Source organism: Aminobacter sp. Y103A, assembly GCF_030294925.1.
GTDB classification, from domain to species: Bacteria; Pseudomonadota; Alphaproteobacteria; order Rhizobiales; family Rhizobiaceae; genus Aminobacter; species Aminobacter ciceronei.
The window spans coordinates 1,597,823-1,617,340 of record NZ_AP017986.1; the positions used below are offsets into that span (position 1 = coordinate 1,597,823).

Here is a 19,518-nt window from a genome sequence, read left to right on the forward strand (position 1 = left end):
CCGCTTCTTATGCCGGACAATGCGCCCCTGCGATCATCCATGACGGTGTCGCGAAAGGAAGCTATCTCATTTATCATACCAGCGCAATTGACTGGTATGATAAAAGAAGCTAGCGTTTGTCATCCGGGCTGATTGCCCGGCACCTTTGGGAGGAGTTCACATGCGATTGTTGAAGACGGCGCTCGTCGCGGGCGCCCTTGCGGTTCTGTCTGCCACCACCATTGCTTCTGCCTATGCGCAGGAGACCAAGATCGGCTTCATCGTGAAGCAGCCCGAGGAACCCTGGTTCCAGGACGAGTGGAAGTTTGCCGACCAGGCGGCCAAGGAAAAAGGTTTTACGCTGGTCAAGATCGGCGCTGAGGACGGCGAGAAGCTGATGTCGGCGATCGACAATCTCGGCGCCCAGGGCGCCCAGGGCTTTGTCGTCTGCACGCCCGACGTCAAGCTTGGGCCTGGCATCGTCGCCAAGGCGGCCGCCAACAACCTCAAGGTGATGACCGTCGACGACCGTCTGGTCAGCGCTGACGGCAAGCCGATCGAGGAAGTTCCGCATATGGGCATCTCTGCCACCAAGATCGGTGAGGCAGTCGGCCAGGCGATCGTCGACGAAATGAAGGCCCGTGGCTGGAAGGCCGAAGAGGTCGGTGCGATCCGTGTCTCCTATGACCAACTGCCGACCGCCGTCGATCGCGTCGAGGGCGCGATTTCGGTGCTCAAGGCCAACGGCTTCAAGGCCGAGAACATCTTCGACGCGCCTCAGGCGAAGACCGACACGGAAGCCGCGCTCAACGCGGCGACGGTTGTCCTGAACAAGAACGCCAACATCAAGAAGTGGGTCGCTTTCGGCCTCAACGACGAAGCGGTTCTGGGTGCCGTGCGTGCATCGGAAGGCGTCGGCATCGCGGCTGACGGTATGATCGGTGTCGGCATCGGCGGCGCGGACTCGGCGATCAACGAGTTCAAGAAGCCTTCGGCCACCGGCTTCATCGGTTCGGTGATCATCTCGCCGAAGCGCCATGGCTATGAGACTGCGCTCAACATGTATGAGTGGGTCGCCAACGGCAAGGAACCGGAGAAGCTGATCCTGACCGCCGGCGCGCTTGCCAAGCGTGACGACTTCGAAAAGGTCCGTGCGGAACTCGGCATCGAGTAATCACCGCTACATTGAACGGTGTCCGGCGGCGGTGCTTTGCTGCCGTCGGACATTCAGGAGAACCGTCGATGTCATTTCTCGAATTTTCTCACATCTCGAAAGCCTATCCTGGCGTCCAGGCGCTGTCCGACGTGTCGTTTTCCGTCGCAAAGGGGGCCGTCCATGGCCTGATGGGCGAAAACGGCGCCGGCAAGTCGACGATGATTCGGGTCCTCTCGGGCGACCAGCATGCCGATACCGGCGACATCATCATCGACGGCCAGGTCCAGAAATATGCCTCGACGCGTGACGCCTTTCATGCCGGCGTCATCGTCATTCACCAGGAACTGCAGCTGGTTCCGGAGCTTACCGTCGCGGAAAACCTGCGGCTCGGCCGCTTTCCGGCCAATGCCGGTGTCATCCAGTCACGACAGATGTTTTCGGAGGTCGGCGACAAGCTGAAATCTGCAGGCATCGACATCGACCCGCGCCGCAAGGTCAAGACGCTGTCGATCGGCGAGCGGCAAATGGTCGAGATCGCCAAGGCGATCATGCTCGATGCACGCGTCATCGCGTTGGACGAGCCGACGTCGTCGTTGTCGTCGCGCGAAAGCGAAATTCTCTTCAGCCTGATCGAGCGCCTGCGCGCCGAAGGCAAGGTCATTCTCTACATCTCCCATCGCCTCGACGAGGTGTTTCGGCTCTGCGACAGCCTGACCGTGCTGCGCGACGGCAAGCTGGCCGCCCATCACCCGAGCCTCGAAAACGTCACGCGCGAACAGGTGGTGGCGGAGATGGTCGGTCGCGAGATCTCCAATGTCTGGGGCTGGCGCGCCCGAACGGTGGGCGATGTCAGGCTGAAGGCTGAAGGCATCGCCGGCGAGAAGCTCGTGCAACCGGCGAGCTTCGAGGCGAGGGCTGGCGAAATTCTCGGCTTCTTCGGACTGATCGGCGCCGGCCGCTCCGAATTGATGCGCCTGGTCTATGGTGCCGACGCGCGCAGCAGCGGAACGATCAATGTAGACGGACAAACAGTTCATGCCGTCGACCCGCGCCAGGCGATACGAGCCGGCATCGTGCTGTGCTCCGAAGACCGCAAGCATGACGGCATCATCCAGGGACGGTCGCTCGAGGAGAACATCAACATTTCCTCGCGTCGCCACAACACCCGCTTTGGCATCCTCAATGCGCGCAAGGAAGCCGAAATCGCCGAGACCTATATCAAGAAGCTCAAGGTCCGCACGCCTTCGCGCAAGCAGGACATCCTGAACCTGTCGGGCGGCAACCAGCAGAAGGTCATTCTCGGCCGCTGGCTGTCCGAACAGGGCGTCCACGTCCTTATCGTCGACGAGCCGACACGCGGTATCGATGTCGGCGCCAAATCCGAAATCTACGAAATCCTCTACCAGCTCGCCGAGCAAGGCATGGCGATCATCGTCGTCTCCAGCGAACTGCCCGAGGTAATGGGCATCTGCGACCGCATCCTGGTCATGTGCGGCGGCCGCATCTCGGCGCACATCGACCGCAACGATTTCAGCGAGCGCGCAATCCTGGCGGCAGCGCTTCCCGACACGAAGACGCCAGACGCAATCGCATCCTGAGGGGACTGAGCATGACAAACTCTTTCAAGAAGATACTGCTTGGCGACCAGGGCCTCGTCGTGATCTTCGTTCTGGCCTTCGCGCTGGTGTCGATCTTCGTCCCGAACTTCCTGACCGAGCGCAACATGCTCGGCCTGCTGCAGTCGGTCGTCACCGTCGGCATCGTCGCCTGCACGATGATGTTCTGCCTGGCGGCGCGGGATTTCGATCTATCGGTCGGTTCGATCGTCGCTTTTGCCGGCATGGTCGCCGTCATGGCCTCGAACGCCACCGGTTCGATCATGGTCGGAATCCTCGCGGCCCTGCTTTGCGGCGGCGCCGTCGGCCTGATCAACGGCGTGGTCATCGCCAAATTCCGTATCAATGCACTGATCACCACGCTGGCGACGATGCAGATCGTGCGCGGCCTCGCGCTGATTGCCTCCGACGGCCGGGCGGTGGGCATCAATGATCCGAATTTCTACCAGCTTGCGCTGTCCAAGCTGCTTGGCATTCCAACGCCGATCTGGGTGCTGGCGATCCTGTTCGTGGTGTTTGGCTTTGTGCTCAACCGCACCGTCTTCGGCAAGAACACGCTGGCCATTGGCGGCAATCCGGAAGCGTCGCGTCTGGCTGGCGTCAATGTCGACTGGACGCGTATCTGGATCTTCACCCTGCAAGGCATGGTCTGCGCCATCGCCGGCATCCTGCTCGCATCGCGCATCACCTCGGGCCAGCCCAATGCGACCATCGGCCTGGAGCTGTCGGTCATCTCGGCCTGCGTGCTCGGCGGCGTTTCGCTGGCCGGTGGCCGCGCGGCGATCGCCGGCGTGATCGTCGGGGTCATGATCATGGGTATCGCCGAGAATGTGATGAACCTGCTCAACATCCCGGCCTTCTACCAGTACATCGTCCGTGGCGTGATCCTGCTGCTCGCCGTGTTGCTCGACAATCTCAGGTCCAGCGCGCTCGGACGCCGTTGAGATGCAAGGGTTTGTCGAACTTGAAGGCGACCGCCTGTCGCTGCGGATGAGCCTGAAGGGCGGGGCGGTCGTTGACGGCCATACGCGCGATGGACGTCGCTTCTTGCGCCGACATGACGACGGCGCGTTCGACGTCTTGCGCTCGGCCTGCTTTCCTTTGGTTCCGGTCGGCAATCGCGTCGAAGGCAACGGTTTTGAGCTGGGCGGCAAAAGCTATCGCTTCACGCACAACACGGCTGAGCCGAACTACATCCATGGCGACGGCTGGCTAGCCGAATGGAACGTTGAAGATGCATCGGCCACCCATGTTCGGCTCGCTTTCGAGCAACTGCGGCCGGCTAAGTCGCCACACGTCTATCGCGCTGTTCAGACCGTCACTCTGGACGGTGCAACCGTGACCTTATCGCTTTCGGTGACGAACCTGGGTAACGAGCCGTTGCCGTTTGGCATCGGCTTCCACCCCTATTTTCCCCGCACCGAGGGCACCCTGCTCACGGCCCCGGCGATGGCTTGGTGGACCGAGCGCGAGGGCTATCTGCCTGGCGTGCGCACGCCGATCCCGGACAGCGCCGATTTCGCAACGCCGCGCCTGCTGCCACGCCGCAGGCTGAACAATTGCTTCGAAGGCTGCAGCGGGCAGGCGCGGATCATCTGGCCCGAGACGAAGCTCGCCGCAGACATCGCCGCCGATGCGCCGTTCTCGCGCTACATGCTCTATGCGCCGGAGGAAGACAGGAGCTTCTTCTGCCTTGAGCCAATGTCGCACACGCCCAATGCGCTGGCGACTTCAGGCCCGAACGCACTCCATCTGCTTGCGCCTGGGCAAACCCTGTCTGGGGCTTTTTCGATCACCGTTTCGAACTTCGAGGTTACCCAATGAGCGACCGTCTTGTCGGCAAACGCATTTTCCTGACCGGCGCAGCACAGGGCATTGGCCTGGCCATAGCTCAGCAATGCCTGAAGGAGGGTGCAAAACTTTTCATCGTCGACCGTGACGGTCCGCTGCTGCGCGAGACTGTTGCCAAGCTTGGGGCATCCGAGGGCGCGCTCGGCCATGCCGAGGCCGACATTTCCGATATGACTGCCATAGCTGCCGCCATGATCTCGGCGGAAAAGACGATCGGCCCCGTCAACGCCCTGATCAACAATGCCGGCATCAACGTCTTTGGTTCGCCGCTCGAAACCACCGATGCCGAATGGCAGCGTTGTTTCGACGTCAATCTCAAGGGCGCATGGAACTGCTGCAAGGCAGTATTGCCAGGCATGATCTCGGCCGGCGGTGGGGCGATCCTCAACATCGCCTCGACGCATTCCTTCACCATCATTCCGCATACCTTCCCCTATCCGCTGGCCAAGCACGCGCTGCTAGGACTGACCAAGTCTCTGGCGCTCGAATATGCGGCTTCCGGCGTGCGCGTGAATGCGCTCGCACCCGGCTATGTCGAGACACAGAAGAACATCGACTACTGGAACAGCTTTGCCGATCCGGCAAAGGCGCGTGCCGAAACCCTGGCTCTCCATCCCGGCAAGCGCATCGCCACCACCACCGAGATCGCCAAGGCGGCCGTGTTCATGATCTCGGACGAATGCCCGTTCATGAACGCCGCCTGCCTGACTGTCGACGGTGGGCTGAGCGTCCTCCAGCACGCCGCGCAGTGAGGGGACGATGGCCGCAGCATCCGTCATCGTGGCAATCGATTGGGGAACCACCCGCATGCGGGCGTGGCTCCTCGATGCCGAAGGTGCCGCCCATGCCGAACATCGCAGCGACGAAGGGCTGACCACAGCCCAGACGGTCGGCTTCGAGCCCATTCTCCAACGGTGCCTTGCTGCCTTGCGCGCGCCGGACGACGTGCCGGTCATCATCTGCGGTATGGCCGGCGCGCGCCAGGGATGGATCGAGGCGCCTTATGTCGACGTCCCGTCCTCAATTGCGGCGATCCTGAGGGGCGCCGTCCGCGTTCCCCATGCGGGGCGCGACATCCGCATCGTGCCGGGCCTGGCCTGTCGCAGTCTCGACGCCCCCGACGTGATGCGGGGCGAGGAGACGCAACTGGCCGGCGCGAAGCTCGAGACTGCCGGCCGCCATGTGGTCTGTATGCCGGGTACCCACTCCAAATGGGTGATTGTCGACAGCGGCGCCGTCGAGACTTTCCGGACGTGGCCAACCGGCGAATTGTTCGCGCTGCTCTCAGGTCACTCCATCCTGCGCCATTCGATTGGCGAGCAGCCGGACGCCGTCTCGACGGAGAACCCGGTATTTGCAAGAGCCTGCGAGATCGCGCTCGCTGACGGCGGCGATTTCGCCTCGCGACTGTTTTCGATCCGGGCCGGTTCGCTGCTTCATGGTCTGACGCCTGAGGACGCGGCGGCTAGGCTATCCGGCCTGATGATCGGCAGCGAAGTGGCGTCTGCTCGGCGACAATTTCTCCATGCTGACACAAGTGTGACCCTTGTCGCATCAGGTACGCTCGCCACGCTTTATCGCCGTGTTTTCGAGATCGCTGAGCTAGCGGTCCGCGCCATCGATGCCGACACCGCAGTGCGCATCGGCCTGTTTGAGGCGGCGCGCCAGAACGAAATGATCCAAGGAGTGCCGGCATGACCAGAACAGCGCAATTTCCCAAGCTGCGCCGCGGACTGGTCGCGATCCTGCGCGGGCTTACTCCTGACCAGGCCGTTGCGGTGGCCGGCGTTATCTATGAAGCCGGTATCGAGGCGATCGAGATTCCGCTCAACTCGCCGGAGCCATTTGCCTCCATCGCTTCCATCGTCGGAAGCCTGCCAGTTTCCGCGTTGATCGGTGCAGGTACCGTGCTTGAAGCAACCCAGGTCGATAGCCTCGCTGGGGTCGGCGGTCGCCTTGTCGTCAGCCCCAATATCGACGCCGAGGTGATGGCTGCAGCTGCCCGCCAAGGCATGGTGACTATGCCGGGGGTGATGAGCCCGACCGAGGCGTTCAAAGCGGTTAAGCTCGGAGCTTCGGCGCTGAAATTCTTCCCCGCCAGCGTGATCGGGGCAGGCGGTATCGCTGCGATGCGCGCGGTGCTGCCCAAAGACACTGTCGTCGGTGCCGTCGGCGGTGTTTCGGATCGCGATTTCGCCAGCTATCGCGCAGCCGGCGTCACCGCTTTCGGGCTCGGCACCAGCCTGTTCCGCCCCGGCATGGGTATCGATGAGGTGGCGGCGCGGGCAAGGTCCGCAGTAGCTGCCTGGGACGCGGCTTTCGAGGACGAGAACAATGCCGGCTGACCTCGTTTCGGTATTGTCCGACCATGCCTGTGAACTCGGCGAGGGACCGAGCTACGATCCGGTGAGTGACACGCTTTACTGGTTCGACATCGTCAACGGGCTGCTGCTGGAGAAACGTTTCGGCGAAGATCGCACCATGACGACCCAGCTCGGCCAGATGGCGAGCGCGCAGGCGACCATCGATGGCGAGCGTCAGCTGATCCTGACCGAGACCGGCCTTCACGTCAGGGACAGAACGACGGGTGGCATGGCCCTTCATACCCCGGTCGAGGCGACGAACGCGGCCACGCGCTCCAACGATGCCCGGGTGCATCCATGCGGAGCCTTGTGGTTCGGCACGATGGGCAAGCAGGCTGAGGCGGGCGCCGGCAGGGTCTATTGGTTCTTTCGCGGCGAATTGCGCGAGCTCTATGCCGGCGTTTCCATTCCCAATTCGATCGCGTTCTCCCCCGACGGCACCATTGCCTATTACGCCGACACCGCAGTCGGCCGGATCATGCGTGTTGCCTGCGACGCAAGGACCGGACTGCCTGAAGGCGAGCCCAAGGTTTTTGCCGGAAGCCCGAGCACGGGCAGCTTCGACGGATCGGTGGTCGACGCCGATGGAACCCTGTGGAACGCGCGCTGGGGTGAGGGCAATTTGGTCGCCTACGCGCCCGACGGCGAACTTGTCCGCTCGGTGCCGTTGCCTGTGAGCCAGCCGTCATGCCCGGCATTCCTAGGCAAACATGCCGACCGTCTTGCGGTGACGTCCGCCTGGATCGGGTTGAGCGATGACGCGCACCGTGCCGAGCCGGATGCCGGAAGGACTTTTCTGGTCGACCTGCCGGTCAAGGGCCGGCTGGAGCCTGATGTGCTGATATAGCGGCATAGCCGTGCCCCCCGCCGCCAGCGGACCTTCAACTACGGGAATACGACAGTGACACGGAAATTGCGTTCACAGGCCTGGTTCGGTGGCTTTGGCAAGGATGCCTTCATTCACCGTAGTTGGATGAAGAACAACGGGCTGCCCGACGATGCCTTCGACGGCCGCCCGGTGATCGGCATCTGCAACACCTTCTCCGAACTCACCCCCTGCAATGCGCATTTCCGCGGCCTGGTCGAGCACGTGAAGGCGGGCATTCTCGAAGCGGGCGGCCTGCCGCTCGAGTTTCCTGTCTTCTCATGCGGCGAATCCAACTTGCGTCCGACAGCCATGCTGTTTCGCAACCTCGCCTCGATGGATGTCGAAGAAGCGATCCGCGGCAACCCGATGGACGGCGTGGTGCTGATGGCCGGTTGCGACAAGACCACGCCGTCGCTGGTCATGGGGGCTGCGTCCTGCGACGTGCCGGCGATCGTCGTTTCGGGTGGCCCGATGCTCAACGGCCGTTTCCGTGGCAAGCCGATCGGCTCTGGCACCGACGTCTGGAAGTTCTCCGAGGACGTGCGCGCCGGTCTGATGACCGAGCAGGAGTTCGCCGCGGCCGAAAGCGCGATGTCGCGGTCGCCCGGCCATTGCATGACCATGGGCACCGCGTCGACCATGGCGTCGATGGTCGAGTCGCTCGGCCTGGCCCTGCCTGGCAACGCCGCCTATCCCGCCGTGGATGCCCACCGCGCGCGGCTTGCCCGCCTTTCCGGCCGGCGCATCGTTGCGATGGTCAAGGAAGATCTGCGCCTGTCCGCCATCCTCACCAGGAAGGCATTCGCCAATGCCATCCGCATCAACGGTGCAATCGGCGGCTCGACCAACGCGGTCGTGCATCTGCTCGCCATCGCCGGCAGGATCGGCACTGAGCTGACGCTCGAGGACTGGGACCGTTATGGCCGCGACATCCCGACCATCCTAAATTTGATGCCTTCCGGCAAATTCCTGATGGAAGAGTTCTGCTACGCCGGCGGTCTTCCTGCCGTCATGAAGGAGATCGCCGACCTGCTCGATCTCGACGCGCTGACGGTTACCGGCAAGACGGTCGGCGACAACATTGCCGGTACCGAGAACTTCAATGAAGAGGTGATCCTGCCCCGCGACAAGGCGTTGACCCAGCAGGGCGGCATTGCCGTCCTGCGTGGTAACCTTGCGCCCAACGGTGCAATCCTGAAGCCTTCCGCAGCGTCGCCAGAGCTGATGCGCCATCGCGGCCGCGCCGTGGTTTTCGAAAACATCGAGCACTACAAGGCGCGCGTCGACGACCCCGCGCTCGACGTCGACGAGACCTGTGTGATGGTGCTGAAGAACTGCGGCCCCAAGGGTTATCCCGGCATGGCCGAGGTCGGCAACATGGCCCTGCCGCAGAAGCTCTTGGAAAAGGGCGTGCGCGACATGGTCCGCATTTCCGACGCGCGCATGTCGGGCACCGCCTTCGGCACGGTTGTGCTGCATGCGGCACCCGAGGCGGCGGTCGGTGGCCCGCTGGCCTTCGTCGAGGATGGCGACATGATCGAACTCGACGTCGAGAGCCGCCGTTTGCACCTCGAAGTCAGTGATGAAGAACTCACCCGCCGCCGCAAGCTGTGGACCCCGCCTGTGCCGGAGATGCAAGGCGGCTACCAGAGCCTTTATGTCGAGCGTGTCATGCAGGCCGATCGCGGTGCCGACCTCGACTTCCTGGTCGGTTGCCGTGGCCACGACGTTCCGCGTGAAAGCCATTGAGGGAGGTTGCGATGCCTCGTTTTGCTGTCGCCGACATGCATGGCATCCACGCCATCCTGTATGCGCTGTTCGATGATCAGGAAAAGCTCGACCGCTCTGCCATGCGCCGGCAGGTCGAGCTTTGCCTTGGGGTCGGCGTCCACGGAATGGCCGCGCTCGGCCTTGCCACCGAAGCGTCGAAGCTGACGGATGCCGAGCGCCGGATGGTTAGGGACTGGATCGCCGAAGACACCGGCGGAAAGGTGCCGCTGGCGCTCACCATCTTCGGTGCGTCGGTCGCCGAACAGATCGCGCAGGTGCGCCATGCCGAGAGCGTCGGCGCCGACTGGCTGATCCTGCAGCCGCCGATGGTCGGCCAATATGGTGCGGCCGAGTACATCCGCTTCTTCGGTCGCGTGGCCGAGGCGACCGACCTGCCGGTCGCGATCCAGAATGCCCCGGCCTTCATGGGCCGTGGACTGAGCGCGACCGAGATCAGCGACCTCGTTCGCCAGCACCCCAACATCCAGCTGGTCAAAGGCGAGGGTCCGGTGGTCGACATTGCCGGCCTTGTCGAGGCAACCGGCGGCAAGCTGCCGATCTTCAACGGCCGCGCCGGGTTGGAAATGCTCGACAATCTGCGCATCGGTTGCCGTGGCCTCATCCTGGCGCCGGATTGCATCGACTACGCGGTCGCAGCCTATGATGCCTTCGTCTGCGGAGACGAAGAAGAAGCGCTGTTGCATTACCGCAAAATGCTGCCGGCCGTTGTCTCGACGATGCAGGGCATCGAACACCTGATGGCCTACGGCAAACGGTTGTTTGCTTTGCGTGCTGGTCTGGTCGTTCATGACCGCGCGCCAGCGCTTAGGCCAAATGCGGTGGGACTTGCCATGATGGAGCGCTTCAATGCCGACCTTGGGCCGCTGCAGCGCAGGGCGAAAGATGCACGAGAATATCGTGGCCGAACGATAGTGACTGAAAGCTGAGCGCCAACGCCCTGGCTACGAGAACGCACGATCCGGCACGTCTCGTGAGGCAGGATCCGGCAGAAACTTGGTCGCCGACTCCGGGGCCCAAACCGCCCAGTGATCACCAGAGCATTTGCGCCCAACCTCATAGCGCGCCAACGCTGGGATTCGACGGTTGAATAAACATGGGCGAGGCCTGCAAGCCATTTGCCCGGAGCGCTGGAGGAAGCAGTCAAGAGTGCAATTGACACCGCAGATACGCCGGCGCCATCGCTTCAGGATTACGACGGCGCCGCAGCCTTGGGAGGTTTTAGAGGTAGATAGGGTGGCCCGGCCGATCTGATCCTGCACCAGCCTCGCGATGCCTACACACGCCGCCTGATCGCCTCTATGCCCAGCCCTCTGCGTATTCTCGAAAGCGTTTGAAGGCACTGAGCCCGCGCGGTCAGCCGCTGCGGCGAGGATGCACGCCCCCGTCCGATTTTGTGGCGCTCCCTGTTGCAACCTCGTGGCTGGTTCGCCATGTCCGGTATCCGACATCCAAGTAAGGTGAGGAAGATCAGGTTAATGCAAGCTTGGCGCCTGGAGGTGCGCTTTCGCGGCATGTCGACGGCACGCCCGATACTGATATTCTTGTTTCCCTGACCTCAACCATCCCGATAGTCTCATCGAAACGTTTGACCGGAGCAAGCGAAGGTCAGCAATTTCCAACTGCAGGACTGGTGCTGTTCTTTTGGCTCAGAACTCCGCCCATCCTTCCTGCGCAGTGGGAACCGGCTTGGCCGGTTTGACGACCCTGAGCGATGGTTGCGGCCTGCGCACGTGTTTTTCAGCGTGAACTCTGAGCGGTGTCCGCGCGCCAATCTCGAAATGCGCGACGCTGGTCGCCAGTGCCGACGCTTCCTCGGCAAGCGCGTGCGAGGCAGCCGTCGATTCTTCGACCATCGCGGCGTTCTGCTGGGTCACCTGGTCGAGCTGGTTGACAGCGTTGTTGATGCCCGAAAGTCCGACCGACTGCTCCTTGGCCGAGTTGGCGATATCGGCGACGAGCACGCTGATCTCCGCCACTTTGCCGGTCAATACCTCCAGCACCTCCCCGGTCTGGCCGACCAGCCGCACGCCGGCGGCGACGCGTTCGCCCGACGAGGCGATCAGCGACTTGATCTCGCGCGCCGCTTCCGCCGAGCGCAGCGCCAGGCCGCGCACCTCGGCGGCGACGACGGCAAAGCCCTTGCCGGCGTCGCCGGCGCGCGCTGCCTCGACGCCGGCGTTGAGCGCCAGCAGGTTGGTCTGGAAGGCGATCTCGTCGATGACCGAGACGATCTGGCCGATCTGCCTGGCCGAGCTGTCGATCTCGCCCATGGCGACGATCATGTCGCGCATCGCCTGGCTGCTCGACTGGGCGCTCAACCTGGCATCCTGCGCCACGCTGTCGGCGCGCGTCGCCCCGGTCGTCGTCTGTGCCGTCGCCTCCGAGATCTCGACCAGTGCCGCGGCCGTCTCTTCCAGGCTCGCCGCCTGGTGCTCGGTGCGACGGGCGAGGTCGTCGGCCGCCTGCACCAACTGGGCCGAGCCGTCGCGGATGGCGCCGGCATTGCCATGGATGCGGCCGACGGCCTCCTCGAGCAGTTCCATGGCGCGGTTGAAGTCGTCCCGGATCTGCGCGTAGTTCGGCGCGTCGAGCCCGTCGATGCGGTGGTTAAGGCGGCCCTTGGCCAACTGGTCGATGGCCTCAGCCAGCGAAACCAGTGCGGTGCGCTGCTCCCTTTCGGCAGCGTCGCGCGCGGCTTCGGCCGAAAGCCGGCGCTGCTCGGCGGTTTCGAGGTAGGTCGAGATCACCAGCTCCATGTCGAACAAGGAGGCCTTGAGCAGGGCGCTCATCGCCTCTTTGGCCTTGGCCAGACCCGGCGCCTGAATGCCGAGCGCCTTCGGCCAGGACTGCTCGAGGATGACCGATACCAGCTCGTCGATGATCAGCGTGTAGCCGCCGACATACCAGCGCGGCTCGAGCCCGATGTCGGCATGGATGCGGCCGATGCGCTGCGCCGACTGGGCATAGTCGTCGCCGAAATCGGCGGCGGCGATGGCCGACCAGTGCTTCATCTGGCGCCCGCCGGCGGCCTGCATCCGCTGTTTGCTGCCGTCACCTAGTCCGAAGAAACGCCGCGCCTCTGCGAATTCGGCGATATGGCCGTAGAAGCTGTCCATCACCTTGGGCAGCGCTGCCTCGATCGAGGGTCGGACGGCGTTCAGCGCGGCGCGCGCCTCGCCGTCGAAGCGGACAAAGGCGAGGCGACGGGCAATTGCTGGGTCGGTTGTTGCGGGGTGATCGGACATGTTACTTTCCTTCGGGGTGGCTGGCAGCCTTCGGTTGAGCGCTTGCGCGAACCCGCTGCCAGTGAATGCTGTGCCGCTCGCTAGGCTCCAAATGGTTCACAATTGGTTTCCGCCAACACATTGAAATCACATGCGAAATAATGACGCGCCAGCGATGGTTGTCGCATCGCTCGGGCACTCGCCATATGCTGGAAGCATCGCGTCGTCGTCCAAGCGTCGATGCCCGACCCGTTGCGCCGTTGGCTTCGGCTGCTTATCTCTGCCGGGCCATGCCCGACCAAGATGCCGATAGCCCCGGATCCGAACCGTCGCCCGCCAGGGGTGATCTCCGTGCCGCCTACAAGACCAACATCGTCGTCATCGGCGCTGGCCAGGCGGGGCTTTCCACCGCCTACAATCTGAGAAAGCTCGGCCTTCAACCCGGGCGCGATTTTGTCATCTTGGACAAATCGCCCGAGGCCGGCGGCGCCTGGCAGTATCGCTGGCCGTCGCTGACGCTCTCGACCGTCAACCGCATCCATGACCTGCCCGGCATGCAGTTCGCCGACGTCGTCGAGGAGGGCGCCACCGAGGTCAGGGCGTCGGTCGCGGTGCCGAAGTACTTTGCCGCCTATGAGCGCGAGTTCGACCTGCCGGTCTATCGCCCGGTGACGGTCAAGGTCGTCTGCGACCGTGGCGACAGGCTGCGTATCGAGACCGATCGCGAGACCTTCTCGGCCCGGGGCATAGTCAACGCCACCGGCACCTGGGAAACGCCCGTCATCCCAGCCTATCCAGGTTCTGAGCGCTTCAAGGGGCGGCAGCTCCACACTCGCGACTACCGCAGCGCCGAGGCGTTCGCCGGCCAGCGTGTCGTCATCGTCGGCGGCGGCATCTCGGCGCTGCAACTGCTCGACGAGATTTCGCGCGTCGCCGCCACGATCTGGGTGACACGGCGCGAGCCGCGGTTCCGCGACCGCGCGTTCACGCCGGACGACGGTCGCGCCGCCGTGGCCATCGTCGAGGACAGGGTCCGGCGGGGGCTCGTTCCGGGCTCGGTCGTCTCGGTCACTGGCATCCCATGGACGCCGGCCCTCAAGGCCGCGCGCGACCGTGGCGTGCTCGACCGCCTGCCGATGTTCAACGAGATCACCGAGGACGGTGTGCGCTGGCCCGACGGCAGCGAGCAGCGTGCCGACGTCATCTTGTGGAACACCGGCTTCCGCAGCTCGCTCGATCATCTCGCGCCGCTGCAGATTCGCGAGGAGGGTGGCGGCATCGTCATGGCCGGCAAGCTGGCGACACAGGTTTCAAGGGATCCGCGCATCCACCTCGTCGGCTACGGCCCTTCGGCGTCGACAATCGGCGCCAACAGGGCGGGTGGGGCTGCCGCGCGCGAACTGGCGGCATATCTCGGGCTCGCCTGAGCAGCAAAGACAGCCAGCCTGGCCCGCGCAACCACCCCGCCGATGCCTTGACGGACCGCGCCGGCGCACCGGACGAAATCATCCCGCACGTCCGGAAACGGATCGGCTCGCTGGCGAAGAGATGGCCAACCGCAAAGGCATCGAAGCAACGACGGGCGTATAGAAATCCGTAGATCAATGCACCGAGCGTGACCATCGAAATTCCGAACGCCAGTGCCCGAATGGAAAGATCGGTCCCTGTCGCTGGGGCATTCGCAATTGCCGCCTCGCTGAACAGCGTGCGCGTCGGCGTCATGAACCAATAGAAGAACATTGCTGCGGTGAGCAGCCCGGATGTGACGAGGCAACCCGTCGCCATCAGTCAACTGAGACGTCGAATCCGCAATTCGAGGCCCCTCGTGGCGGTCATGTCGATCATCTTTTGTGCTTGGTCCATGTCTGGACGACTTCTCTCTTTCCTTTGCCTGAATCAAAATACAACCCCAAAAAATTATCGTTTGACAATGATTTATTATTATCGATCAATGTGACGGCCAACATAGGAGATCCTGCAGTGTCTCGTCGCCTCGCCAAACTGGCTATCAGTCTTGTCACCTGCGTCGTCGCCATTCCCGCTGCATCGCCATCAACGGCCACGCCATCCACCTCCCGTGGCCTCATCTCAGTCGCTCAGGTGATGCAGATGCTGGAGAAGGCTCCGACCGATCGGACGGCGCAGCAAGTTCTTGCCGCCTACCTTGCCGGCGTAGGCGAGGCCGCCGGTGCGGTTGTCAGCATGGGCAACGCGACCTGTCGGACATCGTTACGCGTGAACGCAGGGAGTGTCCGCCAGGCCCTCAAGGCCGCTGCTGCGGGTCAAGACACAGCGGAAACGCCGGCAACACCCTTGATCGTCAAGGACATGCTCGATCGCGCCGGATGCAAACGTCAATGAGCCCCGTCTACCTACCCTCGCTCTCCGAACGTCATTTCCGTCGGATCGAAACCACGCGCAGACCCTGCAAATTCATCCTTGCCGGTCTTGGGGTGGCGAGCCTCGCAGCGTTTGGCATCCCCGCTCATGCGGCGGACTATCAGCCAGTTCACTGCGCTGTTCACGCTGCCTATGTGGGGTCGCCGCTGCATGCCCCCGTTGACATCACGGCGACCCCACCCGTTCCGAATAAAGCGCTGCCGGCGGAAACCACGCGTCGCCTCGACGTCACCTACGAGCGTATCCAAGCCTTTACAGCCGCGTCAGCGATTACGGCCGCGGTCGCCATACCTGGGAAAGGTCTATGGCAACAGACCAGCGCTCCAACAGATGCACCACGGCTGTTTTGGGCCAGCGCTGGAAAGACCTTCACTGCGGTCGTCATCCTGCAACTCGCTGAGGAGGGGAAACTATCCCTTGATGACCCGGTTTCACTTTGGGTGCCGGACGTACCGAATGGCGATGTTGCCACAGTCCGTGATTTGCTCGCCCACACCAGCGGGCTATTCAGTGCCAATGAGGATCTGAAAGCGCATGCTGATCCGCGCTATCGCGATCCGGCGGCGAACCTTGCGATTGCGCGCAGGCATGGGGCTATGTTCTGCCCAGGGGGACGCTGGCGCTATTCGAACACGGGCTACGACCTTCTTGGCGAAATTGTCCGGAAGGTCGATCACCGATCGATCGATGTAGCGATCACCACGCGGATCATTGCGCCGCTTGGGCTCACCTCGATGCGGGCGCTTGTTCCAGGTGGCGGAGCCGTTGGTGTCGCACCACTGACGGCGGTACATGAAAAGCCTATTGACCCAAGCTGGGCTGGCGCGGCTGGTCCTATCGTGAGTGACGCGGCCGACATGACCCGCTTCTGGGCCGCTTTGCTCGGCGGACGCCTGTTGTCAGACGGCACGGTCCGGACGATGGCCAGGAAGCTCTACCCTATGTTCGATCCAGGCACCTATTATGGCTTGGGGATCATGGTCTTCGACGTGACCGATGATTCCCGGTCGATACGCTGGATCGGGCACGCCGGCGGCACCCCTGGCGCCAGCGCAGTTGTTGCCTATTCGCCTTCAGACAACGCCATCGTCGCGGTCGCTCTTACCGGAGATGCTGCGTCCGTCCCTGCCGCCAACCTGCTCCTGAAAGCGCTTGGGCCGCCAAAGTGAGTCAGCAATCGACTGAACGACGCACGTGCCATTTCCGCAATCCCCTCTGTCGTCCTAACTGCCATGACACCGCGCTGCCGAGGCCAGGCAGCGACAAGGCGGCGAGCACGACGGCCATGCTGCCGTGGCGATCGTCGAGGACAGGGTGAGGCGGCGCCTCGTCCGGGCTCGGTCGTCTCTGTCACCGGCATCCGTGGACGCCGGCGCTCAAGGCGGCCCGTGACCGCGGCGTGCTGAACCGCCTGCGATGTTCAGCGAGATCACCGAGGAGGGCGTGCGCTGGGCTCCGGCCAGCTGTCGCCCTCGCCGCTGGCCGAATATGGTTGGATCGTCGTCGTCACAGCCGTTGAAGAACTGGTTTTCAGGGGCGTCATCCGGACCCGGCTGGCCGAGCATTGGGGGGCCCCCGCTTTGGCCATCGGCGTCACTTCAGTTGCATTCCTGCTCATCTATTTCCCCGGGTGGGTGCAGTTGGCCGCCATGCCCGTCGCAACGACGATGGCCTCGGTCTTTCTCATTGGCCTGGTCTGCGGCTTGCTACGCCATCGGACCGGAAGCTGTGGCCAGCCATAGCAGCCCACGCCGCGAACAATTTTGGCGCGTTGCTGTAGCCGCGGACAGTCTCGTCGCTGCCCACAGGCCACATCCATTTGTCTTTTTGTCTGTTGACCTCAATAGGGCTTGAGGTTTTACAGACGTGTCGGCACGAAAAATGGAAAGGCCGACATGAACTTCGATCTTGAACAGCCGTCGCCCCTCGTCGGCACTGCGACCGCAGCGGCCGCGACCAAACCCGCGGGCTGGGGCGATCTCTTCAGCGGCAGGCACGGTATCTACACATTCGCGCTTGCCGGCGGCGTCACGCTGCACGCCGTCAACATGTACATTGCAACGACGGCGATGCCGTCGGTCATCGCCGACATCGGCGGGCTCGACTTCTATGCCTGGGCAACGACCCTGTTCGTGGTCGCCTCGATCCTCGGCTCGGCGCTGACGGCAAAGTTGCTGAACGGCAGCGGGCCGCGCGGCGCCTATGTGCTCGCCACGTCGATCTTCGCCCTGGGCACGCTTACCTCAGCGCTTGCTCCCAGCATGCCGGTCTTGCTCCTCGGCCGCGCCGTCCAGGGCCTCGGCGGCGGCTTCCTGTTCGCGCTCGCCTATGCCCTGACCCGCATCGTCCTGCCGGAGCATCTGTGGGCAAGGGCCATCGGCCTCACCTCGGCCATGTTCGGCATCGCAACGCTGGTCGGCCCCGCCATCGGCGGCATCTTTGCAGAATATGGCGCATGGCGGCTCGGCTTCGCCTCGTTGCTGCCGTTCTGCGTTGCCTTCGCCATCGTCGCCTTCGTCACCTTGCCCAGGAAGAGCTGGGACACCAACGAACACGTCGCCGTGCCGTTCCTGCAGCTCGTCATGCTGACGGTGGCCGTGCTTGCCGTGTCTGCCGGCAGCCTGTCGGCGCAGTTGGCATGGAACCTCGCCGGGCTCGGCGCCGGCCTTGCACTCGTCGTGCTGATCTCCGGCGTCGATGCACGGGCCAGCGCCCGGCTCTTGCCGCGCGGCGCCTTCAATGTCTCGACGCCGCTGGGCGCGCTCTACCTCACCGTCGCGCTGTTGATGTTGGCCATACAGCCCGAGATCTTCGTGCCCTACCTGCTGCAGAACCTTCATGGCCAGTCGCCGCTCTGGTCCGGCTACATCGCGGCCGTCATGTCGCTCGGCTGGAGCATTGCGTCGTTCATGAGTTCACGCTGGCAGGCGCATGCCGACCGCCTGATGGTGCTTGGTCCACTGCTCGTGCTGGCCGGTCTCGTGCTGTTTGCGTTGTTCATGCCGATCCATGGCGGTGGTGACCGGTCGCTGCTCGTGCCGATCAGCCTAGGCCTGCTGCTCGTCGGGTTCGGCATCGGCGTCACCTGGCCCGGGCTGGTCACACGCATCTTCCAGAGTGCTCCGCCCAGCGAGCAGGATCTTGCCGCCGGCGGCATGACGACGGTGCAGCTGTTCTTCATGGCCCTCGGCACCGCCTGTGCCGGCATGGTTGCCAACTTCGCGGGCATTGCCGATCCGGGCGGAGCTGAGGGCGCCGCCAACGCCGCCGTCTGGCTCGGCACCATCTTTGCGATGGCGCCCGCGCTCTGCGTGCTCGTCGCACTGCGCGTCGTGCGCCTCACCGGACAGCGGGGCTGACACGCCAAAATCCTGCGGAGCGGTTCTCGACGATGCCGCCTTCGATACCTTGCGTCGGTCAGGCCTGGTCGATCAGCACCTGTTCCAGCCCGGATTCGGGCGCCGAGCAGATGCACAGGATCGTCGCCTCGCCGTCGCCGACCGAGACGTAGCCATGGCCCATGGTCGAATCGATGTAGACGCCGTCGCCGGCGGCGAGCCGCGTCGGCGCGTAGTGGTCGGTGTGGATCTCGATCTCGCCGTCCAGCACATAGGCGAATTCCTCGCCGACGTGACGGACCAGCGGGCCGAATTCGTCGAGCGAACGCGCATGGATCCTGGCGATGATCGGCACCATGCGCTTGTTGGTGAGATCGGTGCACAGATAGCGGTAGTCGTAGTTCCGCGTCGCCAGTTGCAGTGTGTTGGTGCCTGACACGATCGAGCGCCGCGTTCGCTCCACACCCTTTGCCGGCTCGACGTTCAGCAGTTCCGTGACCGGGATATCGAGCCCTGTGCAGATCTGCAGGATCTTGTCGTAGGTCAGCGACATCAGGTCGTTCTCGACCTTGGACAGCGTCGACAGCGCCAGCCCGGTGCGCTCGCTGACTTCCTGCAGCTTCAGCCCATGGCGTTGGCGCATGGCGCGCAGGCATTCGCTCAGTCGCGGTTGGTGGGTCACATGGCCTCCGGTCTTGGCGGCGTGAGCGGGTTCATTTTCTGAAAATGGCAGGGATTTAGCGTTTACGCAAACGACTTGACGTATCAAAAAAGAAATCTTACCGATTGCATCACAAAAAAGCGGGAACGGCAAAAGTTTTGATTTTGCAGGGTAGCTCCTGCGCTGCAGCACGCCCCAGGCGGACTGCCACGGCCACTGCGGGAGGGCAGGACCATGCGTTGCGACAGGCATCAGGACGGCACGGCATCGA

General features: G+C 63.5%; 17 protein-coding genes. 15 read left to right on the forward strand and 2 right to left on the reverse strand.

Annotated features, from left to right (window positions below; genetic code table 11):
* Positions 1-160: 160 nt before the first annotated feature.
* The 10 genes from Amn_RS07695 (at position 161) to Amn_RS07740 (ending at position 10,550) form a co-directional block, all read left to right on the forward strand.
* Positions 161-1,153 (forward strand): arabinose ABC transporter substrate-binding protein, encoded by a 993-nt coding sequence (locus tag Amn_RS07695; protein ID WP_067964779.1) that lies wholly within the window; start codon positions 161-163, stop codon positions 1,151-1,153.
* 68 nt (positions 1,154-1,221) lie between these two features.
* On the forward strand, positions 1,222-2,733 hold the full coding sequence (gene araG / locus Amn_RS07700) for an L-arabinose ABC transporter ATP-binding protein AraG (protein WP_286295971.1): 1,512 nt from the start codon (positions 1,222-1,224) through the stop codon (positions 2,731-2,733).
* A gap of 11 nt (positions 2,734-2,744) precedes the next feature.
* On the forward strand, positions 2,745-3,695 hold the full coding sequence (araH, locus tag Amn_RS07705; protein ID WP_286295972.1) for an L-arabinose ABC transporter permease AraH: 951 nt from the start codon (positions 2,745-2,747) through the stop codon (positions 3,693-3,695).
* 1 nt (position 3,696) lies between these two features.
* The gene (locus tag Amn_RS07710; RefSeq protein ID WP_286295973.1) at positions 3,697-4,575 is read left to right on the forward strand and encodes an aldose 1-epimerase; all 879 of its coding nucleotides are present in this window, start codon (positions 3,697-3,699) and stop codon (positions 4,573-4,575) included.
* Complete coding sequence (locus Amn_RS07715) at positions 4,572-5,354, forward strand: SDR family oxidoreductase (protein WP_067964771.1); 783 nt, start codon at positions 4,572-4,574, stop codon at positions 5,352-5,354. Before Amn_RS07710 ends, Amn_RS07715 begins: the two co-directional genes overlap by 4 nt.
* A gap of 7 nt (positions 5,355-5,361) precedes the next feature.
* Positions 5,362-6,300 (forward strand): 2-dehydro-3-deoxygalactonokinase, encoded by a 939-nt coding sequence (locus tag Amn_RS07720; protein ID WP_286295975.1) that lies wholly within the window; start codon positions 5,362-5,364, stop codon positions 6,298-6,300.
* Positions 6,297-6,947 (forward strand): 2-dehydro-3-deoxy-6-phosphogalactonate aldolase, encoded by a 651-nt coding sequence (locus Amn_RS07725; protein ID WP_286295978.1) that lies wholly within the window; start codon positions 6,297-6,299, stop codon positions 6,945-6,947. The genes Amn_RS07720 and Amn_RS07725 overlap by 4 nt, the downstream gene beginning before the upstream one ends.
* Positions 6,937-7,812 carry an SMP-30/gluconolactonase/LRE family protein gene (locus Amn_RS07730; protein ID WP_182575461.1) on the forward strand — a complete coding sequence of 292 codons (876 nt, stop codon included), beginning with the start codon at positions 6,937-6,939 and terminating at the stop codon, positions 7,810-7,812. Before Amn_RS07725 ends, Amn_RS07730 begins: the two co-directional genes overlap by 11 nt.
* 54 nt (positions 7,813-7,866) lie before the next feature.
* Complete coding sequence (gene araD, locus Amn_RS07735; protein ID WP_286295983.1) at positions 7,867-9,582, forward strand: L-arabinonate dehydratase; 1,716 nt, start codon at positions 7,867-7,869, stop codon at positions 9,580-9,582.
* Between the two features lie 11 nt (positions 9,583-9,593).
* Positions 9,594-10,550 (forward strand): dihydrodipicolinate synthase family protein, encoded by a 957-nt coding sequence (locus Amn_RS07740; protein ID WP_286295986.1) that lies wholly within the window; start codon positions 9,594-9,596, stop codon positions 10,548-10,550.
* A 720-nt stretch (positions 10,551-11,270) separates the two neighbouring features.
* Here the strand turns inward: Amn_RS07740 and Amn_RS07745 are convergent.
* The gene (locus tag Amn_RS07745; protein ID WP_286295988.1) at positions 11,271-12,869 is read right to left on the reverse strand and encodes a globin-coupled sensor protein; all 1,599 of its coding nucleotides are present in this window, start codon (positions 12,867-12,869) and stop codon (positions 11,271-11,273) included.
* 269 nt (positions 12,870-13,138) lie between these two features.
* On the opposite strand from Amn_RS07745, the gene Amn_RS07750 reads away from it, so the two are divergent.
* The 5 genes from Amn_RS07750 to Amn_RS07765 all read left to right on the forward strand — a co-directional run bounded on the left by Amn_RS07750 (position 13,139) and on the right by Amn_RS07765 (position 18,607).
* Complete coding sequence (locus tag Amn_RS07750) at positions 13,139-14,275, forward strand: NAD(P)-binding domain-containing protein (protein WP_286295993.1); 1,137 nt, start codon at positions 13,139-13,141, stop codon at positions 14,273-14,275.
* Positions 14,276-14,702: 427 nt separating this feature from the next.
* The gene (locus Amn_RS07755; RefSeq protein WP_286295996.1) at positions 14,703-15,209 is read left to right on the forward strand and encodes a serine/threonine-protein kinase; all 507 of its coding nucleotides are present in this window, start codon (positions 14,703-14,705) and stop codon (positions 15,207-15,209) included.
* Positions 15,206-16,417, forward strand: coding sequence for a serine hydrolase domain-containing protein (locus Amn_RS07760; RefSeq protein WP_067964756.1), 1,212 nt, complete (start codon positions 15,206-15,208; stop codon positions 16,415-16,417). Before Amn_RS07755 ends, Amn_RS07760 begins: the two co-directional genes overlap by 4 nt.
* 384 nt (positions 16,418-16,801) lie before the next feature.
* Positions 16,802-16,990 carry a CPBP family glutamic-type intramembrane protease gene (locus tag Amn_RS32605; RefSeq protein ID WP_353622433.1) on the forward strand — a complete coding sequence of 63 codons (189 nt, stop codon included), beginning with the start codon at positions 16,802-16,804 and terminating at the stop codon, positions 16,988-16,990.
* 153 nt (positions 16,991-17,143) lie between these two features.
* Positions 17,144-18,607 carry an MFS transporter gene (locus Amn_RS07765; RefSeq protein ID WP_286296002.1) on the forward strand — a complete coding sequence of 488 codons (1,464 nt, stop codon included), beginning with the start codon at positions 17,144-17,146 and terminating at the stop codon, positions 18,605-18,607.
* 58 nt (positions 18,608-18,665) lie between these two features.
* Here the strand turns inward: Amn_RS07765 and Amn_RS07770 are convergent, their stop codons facing one another.
* Complete coding sequence (locus tag Amn_RS07770; protein ID WP_286296004.1) at positions 18,666-19,268, reverse strand: helix-turn-helix domain-containing protein; 603 nt, start codon at positions 19,266-19,268, stop codon at positions 18,666-18,668.
* Positions 19,269-19,518 lie beyond the last annotated feature (250 nt).

Bases quoted from the DNA above. Each gene is read 5' to 3' on its own strand.
- Amn_RS07695 (WP_067964779.1), top strand. From the start codon at position 161: ATGCGATTGTTGAAGACGGCGCTCGTCGCGGGCGCCCTTGCGGTTCTG.
- araG (WP_286295971.1), top strand. From the start codon at position 1,222: ATGTCATTTCTCGAATTTTCTCACATCTCGAAAGCCTATCCTGGCGTC.
- araH (WP_286295972.1), top strand. From the start codon at position 2,745: ATGACAAACTCTTTCAAGAAGATACTGCTTGGCGACCAGGGCCTCGTC.
- Amn_RS07710 (WP_286295973.1), top strand. From the start codon at position 3,697: ATGCAAGGGTTTGTCGAACTTGAAGGCGACCGCCTGTCGCTGCGGATG.
- Amn_RS07715 (WP_067964771.1), top strand. From the start codon at position 4,572: ATGAGCGACCGTCTTGTCGGCAAACGCATTTTCCTGACCGGCGCAGCA.
- Amn_RS07720 (WP_286295975.1), top strand. From the start codon at position 5,362: ATGGCCGCAGCATCCGTCATCGTGGCAATCGATTGGGGAACCACCCGC.
- Amn_RS07725 (WP_286295978.1), top strand. From the start codon at position 6,297: ATGACCAGAACAGCGCAATTTCCCAAGCTGCGCCGCGGACTGGTCGCG.
- Amn_RS07730 (WP_182575461.1), top strand. From the start codon at position 6,937: ATGCCGGCTGACCTCGTTTCGGTATTGTCCGACCATGCCTGTGAACTC.
- Amn_RS07740 (WP_286295986.1), top strand. From the start codon at position 9,594: ATGCCTCGTTTTGCTGTCGCCGACATGCATGGCATCCACGCCATCCTG.
- Amn_RS07745 (WP_286295988.1), bottom strand. From the start codon at position 12,869: ATGTCCGATCACCCCGCAACAACCGACCCAGCAATTGCCCGTCGCCTC.
- Amn_RS07750 (WP_286295993.1), top strand. From the start codon at position 13,139: ATGCCCGACCAAGATGCCGATAGCCCCGGATCCGAACCGTCGCCCGCC.
- Amn_RS07760 (WP_067964756.1), top strand. From the start codon at position 15,206: ATGAGCCCCGTCTACCTACCCTCGCTCTCCGAACGTCATTTCCGTCGG.
- Amn_RS07765 (WP_286296002.1), top strand. From the start codon at position 17,144: ATGAACTTCGATCTTGAACAGCCGTCGCCCCTCGTCGGCACTGCGACC.